The sequence below is a fragment of the Acidovorax sp. K2F genome, assembly GCF_025246485.1.
GTDB classification, from domain to species: domain Bacteria; phylum Pseudomonadota; class Gammaproteobacteria; order Burkholderiales; family Burkholderiaceae_C; genus Acidovorax; species Acidovorax delafieldii.
In genome coordinates this window covers 1-2,722 of record NZ_JAOBSQ010000015.1, presented here as the reverse complement: position 1 = coordinate 2,722, position 2,722 = coordinate 1, and the positions used below count along the sequence as shown (strand labels likewise).

Here is a 2,722-nt window from a genome sequence, read left to right as displayed (position 1 = left end):
ATGCAATGGGTCACGACATTCCCACCATGATTGGCGTAGACCACCGGGGCGTGGCCAAGAAGATCAACAACCTGATCCCCGACTACATGGTCATGGGCGAACGGGGCATGGCGGACATGACCGAGATGGAGATGCCCATCCCGGACAACACCATTCCCATGATGACCGGGGAAGGCCCGTTCGGGTCGGTCGAAATGGGCGGGATGTTCAGCGTCGTCAAAGTACGCCGCGACCAGAAACCGGGCGACTACAAAAATCCGGGTTGGTACAAGAACCCAGAGGGCACGGTGGCGTACGAGTACACCGGCCCGATGGCGGAGCCTGCCCGCTTCAAGGCCGAGGGCGGCCAATCCATGCCCCGCAAAGAGAAGTCCAGTTCGGACACTGTCGTCAAGGTCAAAAAGCCGTCTTCGCACAGCGGCCACTGATCGCCTCCTTTCCTCATCCACAACCCAAGGTAACTATGAAACGCACTCTTTCCCTGATCGCCGCCTCCGCCCTGGTGGCCCTGTCCTTCAACAGCTTTGCGGGCGGTACCCACAGCGGCGGTCACGGCCATGGAAGCGAGGAGTCAGCCATCGGCGAACCAGGCAAAGCCTCCAAAGTCAGTCGCACAATCAACGTGGACATGGCTGACACCATGCGCTTCACGCCCGCCGCGATCTCCGTCAAGCAGGGCGAAACGGTCAAGTTCGTGATCAAGAACAGTGGCCAGGTCAAGCATGAGTTCAGCCTGGGCACCGATGCCGAACTCAAGGAGCACTACGAGACGATGAAGAAGTTCCCGGACATGGAGCATGACGAGCCCAGCAAGGTGTCGCTGGCCCCCGGCAAGCAAGGCGAAATCATCTGGCAGTTCACCAAGGCTGGCGAAGTGAAGTTCGCCTGCCTGTACCCAGGCCACTACGACGCAGGCATGAAGGGCCAGGTCACGGTGGTCAAGAAGTAATCGGGGAATCCCTGCACGCAATTGAACAAGGAGCTCGTATAATTGAACAAGGAGCTCGTATGAAAAACGCAAACACTTTATTGATCGGCGCTATGTTGTCGCTGGTCACTCTCATGCCGCTGTCGGCCGTGGCGCAGGCCGCTGGAGACGCCGGAAAAGCCGCATCCACGACCGCAGCCTCCATGACCGATGGAGAAGTGCGCAAGATCGACAAGGACGCCGGCAAGATCACCATCAAACATGGCGACATCAAGCACTTGGAGATGCCGGGGATGACTATGGTGTTTGCTGCCAAGGACAAGGCCCTGCTCGACAAGGCGCAGGTCGGCGACAAGATCCGCTTCATGGTGATCAACGAGGGCGGAAAGATGGTCGTCACCGCCATCGAGCCTGCCAAGTAAGCACAAGGAGTGCCTCGCCGCGCCCTCAAGAAAGGGGGCGCTCTTCTGTTCGCACGTCAACCCACCAAGGAAAAATCATGAAAACTCTCCTTATTGCCCTCGCCCTGACAGCTGCATCGTCTGCATTCGCCGCTGGCGACACCCAGGAAGCCACGCCCTACACCAACTCCAAGGCGCAAGCGCATGGCGAGGACCACAAGAAAGCCCGCCCTGCGACCGGTGTGAAGCGGACCAAGGATGGCAGTACAGCGCGAGGTGAAGGCTCTGGCATCGCCGACACCAGCAAAGCCGAAGCCCGTGGTCAGGAAAAGGCCAATGCGCGTGAAGCCATGCCGCACAAGGAAGCCACTCCGGGCTCCACGCCCCAGTAGTTCCGAGACAGAGAGGTGGCAAAAAAGTAGCAACCGCCCAAAGACCTCAGGCCGACCATCGCTGCGTCAAGGCGATGGTCGGCGGCTCCAAGGCGGTGTCAATGCCCGCCGCGATGAACGTGTGCCGGAGCAGATCTTTTGTGGTACGGACGCGTAGTCAAGAGGGCGGATAGCCCGCCTCGGTGAGCGCTTCCGCAAGCGTCAGGCGGTCTTCAGCACTCTGCACCGTAACCAAGCGCTTGGACATGTCCACCTGCACCTTGCAGCCGGGATCCACCATCTGCAGTGTCTGGTTCACCATCCCTGCGCAGTGCCCGCAGGTCATGTCGGGAAGCTGAAATTCATGCATCTTTAGCCTCATGGCGAAAAGTTAAGAAGAATCCAGTCTCCTGCTTGCCATGGTGGCAAGGTCAATCGTTTTAGCCTCCATGGCAGAGACACCTCTCGCCAAAGGCAGCTGCGATAAGCTCGTGGCGAATTCCACAGCTCTGATTTGCATGCGAATGTGATCGGCATCGACCTGAGACCCAAGATCACGCCCATCGGCACTTTGGCCACGCTACTGTGGCTTCACGTGTTGACGCGCAAGGGCATCCGCATCAGCTGGGGGCACTACTTCCGGGTGGGGATGGTGATCACGGTGCCCGTTTTGATCATCACACTTGCGGCGCTGGCGGTTGGGCTGTCGTTTCGATAGCTGTGATTTCGTTCCCCAAAGTGGGTACCGGCCACACGTAGACCAGCTCGCTCAACAACTTCACCAGCGTCTGCGTGACGATGACCGCCGGCAGGCTCGGAATTGCCCTCGAGGCGGCGACGGCGAAAACGGTAAAACAACAGTGCGTTGCGTGTGCTGGCACTGAGCGTGGCCGCACGGCCGGCCACCGCTTCCAGCCCAAAAAATTACGCAATCATCTGCCCCAAGCGGGGGCACGAAGATTACAAACGCGACGTGCAAGGCGCGGGGATTGGCTTCGGGTGCTTGACATTGCCACCGTGTC

The 2,722-nt window shown here is 59.3% G+C and carries 4 protein-coding genes and 2 pseudogenes; 5 read left to right on the top strand and 1 reads right to left on the bottom strand.

Annotation, left to right across the window (positions count from 1 at the left end):
- The 4 genes and pseudogenes from N4G42_RS06120 to N4G42_RS06105 form a co-directional block, all read left to right on the top strand.
- Positions 1 to 428: pseudogene (locus N4G42_RS06120) on the top strand (copper oxidase); the annotation flags it as partial.
- Positions 429 to 463: 35 nt separating this feature from the next.
- Entirely contained in the window at positions 464 to 949 is a 486-nt protein-coding gene (locus N4G42_RS06115) for a plastocyanin/azurin family copper-binding protein (protein WP_056419630.1), read from the top strand.
- Positions 950 to 1,008: 59 nt separating this feature from the next.
- Positions 1,009 to 1,350, top strand: a complete 342-nt coding sequence (locus N4G42_RS06110; RefSeq protein WP_056419633.1) for a copper-binding protein — start codon at positions 1,009 to 1,011, stop codon at positions 1,348 to 1,350.
- Positions 1,351 to 1,427: 77 nt separating this feature from the next.
- Positions 1,428 to 1,721, top strand: coding sequence for a hypothetical protein (locus N4G42_RS06105; protein WP_260666539.1), 294 nt, complete (start codon positions 1,428 to 1,430; stop codon positions 1,719 to 1,721).
- Positions 1,722 to 1,878: 157 nt separating this feature from the next.
- Here N4G42_RS06105 and N4G42_RS06100 read toward each other — a convergent pair whose 3' ends face one another.
- Positions 1,879 to 2,070, bottom strand: a complete 192-nt coding sequence (locus tag N4G42_RS06100; protein ID WP_056637557.1) for a heavy-metal-associated domain-containing protein — start codon at positions 2,068 to 2,070, stop codon at positions 1,879 to 1,881.
- Between the two features lie 147 nt (positions 2,071 to 2,217).
- On the opposite strand from N4G42_RS06100, the pseudogene N4G42_RS06095 reads away from it, so the two are divergent.
- Positions 2,218 to 2,418, top strand: a pseudogene (locus N4G42_RS06095) (ArsB/NhaD family transporter); the annotation flags it as partial.
- Between the last annotated feature and the right edge of the window lie 304 nt (positions 2,419 to 2,722).

Excerpts from the sequence above, each read along its gene's own strand:
- N4G42_RS06115 (WP_056419630.1), top strand. The coding sequence starts at position 464 with ATGAAACGCACTCTTTCCCTGATCGCCGCCTCCGCCCTGGTGGCCCTG.
- N4G42_RS06110 (WP_056419633.1), top strand. The coding sequence starts at position 1,009 with ATGAAAAACGCAAACACTTTATTGATCGGCGCTATGTTGTCGCTGGTC.
- N4G42_RS06100 (WP_056637557.1), bottom strand. The coding sequence starts at position 2,070 with ATGCATGAATTTCAGCTTCCCGACATGACCTGCGGGCACTGCGCAGGG.
- N4G42_RS06105 (WP_260666539.1), top strand. The coding sequence starts at position 1,428 with ATGAAAACTCTCCTTATTGCCCTCGCCCTGACAGCTGCATCGTCTGCA.